Source organism: Rhodoferax sp. (genome assembly GCF_014859475.1).
GTDB lineage: Bacteria > Pseudomonadota > Gammaproteobacteria > Burkholderiales > Burkholderiaceae_C > Rhodoferax.
Window position 1 is genome coordinate 1 of the sequence record NZ_JACUUE010000243.1, and the last position, 3,370, is coordinate 3,370.

Sequence of the window (3,370 nt, forward strand, 5' to 3'; positions counted from 1 at the left end):
CCGTGTGCGGTATCGGGCCGGGTACGGATGGCTCGCAGTGACGCAAATAACACTGTCATCGCGAGGCTGCAGGCCGCGGCGATCCATGCCTTGCTGGATTGCCGCGCTTCGCACGCAATGACAACACTTGATTGAACAAAAAATGAGCATTGAAATCCGCAACGTCAGCAAAGACTTTGGCAACTTCCACGCTTTGCGTGATGTGAACCTTGACATCGAATCCGGTGAACTCGTCGCGCTGCTGGGGCCGTCTGGCTGCGGCAAGACCACGCTGCTGCGCATCATCGCCGGGCTGGAGACCGCCGACCAGGGCCATATTTTGTTCAACGGCGCAGACACCACCGACAAGCATGTGCGCGAACGCAATGTGGGTTTTGTGTTTCAGCACTACGCGCTGTTTCGCCACATGAGCGTGTTTGACAACGTGGCGTTTGGCCTGCGCATGAAGCCCCGCGCCACACGCCCGAGCGAGGCCGTGATCAAGCAAAAAGTGCACAACTTGCTCGGCCTGGTGCAGCTCGACTGGCTGGCCGACCGCTACCCGTCGCAGCTCTCGGGCGGCCAGCGCCAGCGCATTGCCCTGGCGCGTGCGCTGGCGGTGGAGCCGCAGGTGCTGCTGCTCGACGAGCCCTTTGGCGCGCTCGATGCCAAGGTGCGCAAGGAGTTGCGCCGCTGGCTGCGCCGCCTGCACGACGACCTGCATGTGACCAGTATTTTTGTCACCCACGACCAGGAAGAAGCGCTTGAAGTGTCTGACCGCGTGGTGCTGATGAACACCGGCGTGGTGGAGCAAATTGGCACGCCGCAACAGGTCTGGGATCACCCGGCGAGCCCGTTTGTGTATGGCTTTCTGGGTGACGTGAACCTGTTCCACGGCCGCGCCCACGAGGGTGAAATGCTGATTGGCGAAGACCACCAGGGCTTTCGCCTGGCCACCCCCGAGCACAGCGCGGTGCAAGACAGCCAGGCCTTTGCCTACGTGCGCCCGCACGACCTCGATGTGCAGCGTTACGTGGCGGGCTTGAGCGCCGCCGAGCAGCCGCGCGGCATTGTCGCCAAGCTGACCCGCGCCATGACGATCGGGCCGATTGCGCGGCTGGAGTTACTGCCTTTGGACAGCTCGGCCAGCGGCAGCGGCGACATCATCGAAGCCCAGATCCCGGCCCAGCATTACCGCGAGCTCGACTTCAAAGAGGGCGACACGCTGGTGCTGACACCGCGCCGGGCGCGGGTGTTTGTGGCATCCTGACAGACGCTACCATCCGGACTGATCACGCATCCATTTCAACAACCCAAGGAGTCAACCCATGTCCCCATCCTGGAAATTCGAAACCCAATCCGTTCACGCTGGTTACAGCCCCGACCCCACCACCAAAGCGGTGGCGGTGCCAATTTACCAAACGGTGGCCTACGCGTTTGACAGCGCCCAACACGGCGCGGATTTGTTTGACCTGAAGGTGGCGGGCAACATTTACACCCGCATCATGAACCCGACCAACGACGTGCTCGAGCAGCGTGTGGCCGCACTGGAAGGCGGCATTGCGGGCCTGGCACTGGCTTCGGGCTCGGCGGCGGTTACCTACGCCATTCAGACCATTGCCGAAGTGGGCGACAACATTGTGGCCAGCAACGCGCTGTATGGCGGCACGTACAACCTGTTTGCGCACACCTTTCCGCTCTCTGGCATTGAAGTGCGTTTTGTTGACCCCGGCGACCTGGCCGCGCTGGAGGCCTTGATCGACGACAAGACCAAAGCCGTCTATATCGAATCCATCAGCAACCCGCAAGGGCGCGTGACCGACATTGCCGCCATCGCTGAAGTGGCGCACCGCCACGCCACGCCGCTGATTGTCGATAACACCGTGGCCACGCCCTACCTGCTGCGCCCCATCGAGCACGGCGCCGACATTGTGGTGCAGTCGCTCACCAAATATCTGGGCGGCCACGGCAACAGCATTGGTGGTGCCATCATTGACTCGGGCAAGTTCCCGTGGGCTGAGCACAAGGCCAAGTTCAAGCGCTTGAACGAGCCCGACCAAAGTTACCACGGCGTGGTTTATACCGAAGCGCTGGGCCCGGCCGCCTACATTGGCCGCGCCCGCGTGGTGCCGCTGCGCAACACCGGTGCAGCGCTGTCGCCGTTCAACGCGTTTCTGATTTTGCAGGGCATCGAAACGCTGGCGCTGCGCATGGACCGCATCAACGACAACACGCTCAAGATCACGCAGTTTTTGCAAAATCACCCCAAGGTGGCCTGGGTCAGCTACGCCGGCTTGCCCAACCACCCCGATCACGCGCTGGCGCAAAAATACCTGGGCGGCAAGGCTTCCGGCCTGTTCACCTTTGGCGTCAAGGCCGCACCGGGGCAGGGTCGCGTGGCCGGCGCGGCTTTTCTGGACGCGCTGCAACTGTTCACCCGGCTGGTTAACATTGGCGATGCCAAATCGCTGGCCACGCACCCGGCTTCCACCACGCACCGCCAGCTCTCTGCTGAAGAACTGGCCAAGGCGGGCATCCCTGAAGATGCGGTGCGGCTGTCGATTGGCATCGAGCACATTGACGACCTGCTGGCCGACCTCACGCAGGCGCTGGCGGCCGTGTAAGAGCGCCAGTTTGACGGCGCATCGGGCACCTGCCCATGCGCCGGCTCCTGTGCCGTCTGTTTCACCACCGGGAGCACCATGAACGATCGAATCAGCCAGCTACTGGCGCAAATGGCCGCACTGGAGGCCGAGCTGAAAGAGGCCGTCCATGCGCAGGAAAGCAGCATGTTTTTCCAGATCAAGGGCAAGCGCGTGGAGTTTGAGGGCTCGATCAAGGCGGCACACCGTAAATTAAAGAAGAACTTCTTCCGCTGGCTGGTCAGCAACCGACCGCAAAACCTGATCACCGGCCCCATCATCTACAGCATGATCGTGCCGCTGATGCTGCTCGACCTGTGCGTGAGTTTTTACCAGTGGAGCTGTTTTCCGATTTACGGCATCACCAAGGTGCGCCGCAGCGACTACCTGGTGTTTGACCGGGCGCAGCTGGAGTACCTCAATTTCATCGAGAAATTTCACTGCTTCTACTGTGAATACGGCAACGGGCTGATGGGTTACATGCGCGAGATTCTGGCCCGCACCGAAGCCTATTTTTGCCCGATCAAACACGCCCACAAGATTCTGGGCACCCATGGCCACTACAACCGGTTTCTGGACTACGGCGATGCCGCCGACTACGAGACCCGGCTGGAAGAATTCCGCCAGTCCCTGGGCAAGCTGAAATAAGCCCCGGGGCAAAGCGCTTTGTCGTCACTGCGAGCCAGCCGAATCCGGCCCGATACCGCACACGGACCTTGAACCGTCATCGCGAGCGAAGCGCGGCGATC

Annotated in this window: 3 protein-coding genes; all 3 read left to right on the top strand. The window is 61.6% G+C overall.

Features of this window, described 5'->3' with window-relative positions:
- Positions 1-142: 142 nt before the first annotated feature.
- A complete protein-coding gene (locus IBX54_RS13755) occupies positions 143-1,249 on the top strand; it encodes a sulfate ABC transporter ATP-binding protein (protein WP_296543224.1) in 1,107 nt (368 codons plus the stop codon).
- Positions 1,250-1,307: 58 nt separating this feature from the next.
- On the top strand, positions 1,308-2,603 hold the full coding sequence (locus tag IBX54_RS13760) for an aminotransferase class I/II-fold pyridoxal phosphate-dependent enzyme (RefSeq protein WP_296543225.1): 1,296 nt from the start codon (positions 1,308-1,310) through the stop codon (positions 2,601-2,603).
- Positions 2,604-2,681: 78 nt separating this feature from the next.
- Positions 2,682-3,269 (top strand): hypothetical protein, encoded by a 588-nt coding sequence (locus IBX54_RS13765; protein WP_296543226.1) that lies wholly within the window; start codon positions 2,682-2,684, stop codon positions 3,267-3,269.
- The last annotated feature ends 101 nt before the right edge of the window (positions 3,270-3,370 follow it).